The sequence below is a fragment of the Inquilinus sp. genome, from assembly GCF_057815775.1.
Genome location: NZ_JBYRFX010000369.1, coordinates 1 through 2,847, shown reverse-complemented (window position 1 = coordinate 2,847; position 2,847 = coordinate 1). Strand labels below are relative to the sequence as shown.

Below are 2,847 nucleotides of genomic sequence, written 5' to 3'. Positions count from 1 at the left end.
CCACGGTTGTCTTCCCCATCCCGCCAGGCCCGACGATGCTGGCGAAGCGCCGCTGCCGAAGCAGCGCGCCCACCGCGGCCACCGACTGGTCACGCCCAAAGATTCGCAACAGCGATGCGGGCAGGCTGGGCTGCCGTATCCTGGGTTTGGTTCCTTGCGCCGAAGCGGGCTCATCCGTGGCCGGAGAGTGATGGATCGGCGCGACGAAGCAGTATCCGCGCCCTGCGATATTGACGATGTATCGCGCCCCGCTTTCGCCATCGCCAAGTGCCTTGCGAAGCGCGGAAACGTGGACTCGAACATTGGCATCCTCGACAGTGACGTCGGGCCATACGGCGGTCATCAGGTCCCGTTTGTTCACGACGTCCCCGGCGCGCGCGACGAGAGCGATCAGGATGTCGAGAGCGCGGCCGCCAAGAGGGAGCCGCTCGCCTTCTTTCATCAGCAGCCGTTCGGCCGCGATCAGTCGGAATGGTCCGAAAATTGAGACATCGCCGACGACCGGTTCGACGCCACTTGCCATTTCCGTGACAGAGCCTCCGGGTCGGGTCGGTTCACCTCCAACGCCCGTATGATATCACGGCGCAGCTTCACCGACGACACCGGTCGCTCGGCTATGCGCTTCACTTCAAGGCTGCTCCAGGTCGGTCAGGAGGCGCGCCGCGATCTGCATATCCGGCGTCTCGAATCCCTCGGTAAAGCGTTGATAGACGCCCGCCAGCATCGCGCGTGCAGTGTCGATGCGCCCCTGCTTTGCCCAAAGGCGGGCAAGCGCTGTCGAGGATCGCAATTCCCAGGCCAGGGCTGACTGGCTGCGTGCAAGATCGAGGGAGCGGAGCAAGATTTGCTCAGCGGCTGGAGCGTTGGTTTGCGACTCCACCAGCAGTATCTCGCTTTGAACCCGTAGAAGATCGGGCAGCTCGAGAGTTCCTGGTCGCGCCACGGCTCGTTCGATGACGATCCTTGCGGCGGTAGATCGGCCGCAACACGCCAAACCCTCCGCCAGGGTGCGATAAGCGGCCGTCGCCGCGATTTGGTAGTCATTTGGCCTGATTTCCGCGATCAGCGGCTCCAAGAGCGCGATTCCTTCCGTTGTTGCGCCGCGGAGGATCATGAGCTCGCCCCGCAACGCGGATCCGACGGCATCGTAGAAGGGCAGGGCATGCCGATTTGAGTCGTAGAGAGCCCGATCAAGCGCCGAGGCCGCGCCCTCAAAATCTTTGCGCCACAAGAGCACAGGGGTCAGGCCGAGCAGCGTCATGCAGCGGGTCACCGGGTGGCGGCACTGCCCAATCTCGTACAGCGCGATCTGGATGGCCTCCGCCGCTTGATCGGGGAAACCGCGGAGCCAAAGCGTTCGGGCAAGGATGACACGCGCCAGAACCTGATGATCATAGCCGAAAAAGTTGACGTGAAGTCCGGCTGATGCAGCCGCGAGGTTGAAGCCCGCTTCACAATGGCGCTGAGCCTCCGCCTGGTTGCCCGCCATGTGATGGGTATGGCCGTATCTCCACTCGGCGCCGACGATGCCTGGCAGACCGAATTTTGCAGAAACCGCGGCATTTCGATCGGCCATCGACAAAGCCGTCGTGAAATTGGTGCGCCTGATGTGAAAGAGACTTAGGCCGGTCAAAAAATGTATTTGATGCTCAACCTCTCCAGAGGATTCGGCCAATTCGAGGCCGCGTTCAATTTCGGAGCGCACTTCATCGGTGTTGCCGCTGGTATACATCTGCGCGATGGCCAGCGATTTCCGCAATATCAGCTCTTGGACGATATTCCCGCTGGATTTTTGGAGAACCACGAGGGCGCGCTGGCACCAATATTGGCACTCGCCCAACAGAGACGCACCAAGGAAGAGGGATGTGGCTTGGATCGAGAGTTCGGTGCCGATTGCCACATCGCCTCGATCAGAAAAGCTCCACTTGAGGGCCGCGCGAACATTGCCGATATAGAATGAGAAGGCAGATTCGTTCTGTATCTCCAAATTCGAGATCTGGACGATATCCGAATTGACGAGCAGGTTTGATAAGTAAATAGCATGGCGTCTTTTGATGATATCTTCATCACCGGTTTGCTCGAGCAGTGTCGAGGCGAAGGCCCGGGTGGTATCGAGTAGACGATAGATGACGGATTCACCTGTCGGTGAAATTCTGATGAGCGACTTTTCGACGAGGCTCACGATCGCTTCCGCCGTAAGCGAGGCCGAGGTGCCGTCATCCCCGGCCACGGACTGGGCGGCTTCGAGCGTGAAGGCTCCAAAAAATACGGACAGGCGTATCAAGACCCGCCTCTCGTTCTGAGTGAGGAGGCCATAGCTCCATTCGAGCATGGCGCCCAAGGTCTGGTGCCGAGGTGCCGCATTCCGGCGACCCTTCCAGAGCAACCGGAGCGGGTTGCTGACGAGTTCGGATGTCCCGCGAATCCCGAAGGTGCCGACGCGGCTGGCGGCGATCTCGATCGCCAGGGGAATGCCGTCGAGATGGCGGCAGATGCCGGCGACCAGCGGCGCGTCGGCGTTGCTCAGTGCCAGATTGTAACCGCTGGCGGTCGCACGTTCCATGAACAGCTGTACTGCGGGTGACGACAGCGTGTCCGCGGCGGACAGGTGCAATGCGTCTGTCGGTCCGTCTAGGGGTGGGAGGAGATGGATATGCTCGCCTGCGACCCTTAGCGGCTCTCGACTGGTCGTGAGCAGGTGAAGATGGGGTGCCTCGCCAATGAGCCGGGCGGCCAGTGCCGCCACGGCCTTGATCACATGTTCGCAGCTGTCGAGGACGAGGCAGATCCGCCGATCGGCCAAAATGGAAAGTAAGCCCGGCAAAGGGTCTTCGGCGGGAACATAGG

2 protein-coding genes are annotated in these 2,847 nt (G+C 61.0%); both read right to left on the bottom strand.

All coding sequences use genetic code 11. The features are described from left to right. Positions 1–523 (bottom strand): winged helix-turn-helix domain-containing protein (locus AC3XYG_RS13250; RefSeq protein ID WP_489140308.1); only part of this gene is annotated, 523 nt, incomplete at its 3' end. Between the two features lie 105 nt (positions 524–628). Then, positions 629–2,847, bottom strand: a 2,219-nt coding sequence (locus AC3XYG_RS13245; RefSeq protein ID WP_489140307.1) for an ATP-binding protein, incomplete at its 5' end; no start/stop codon positions are given.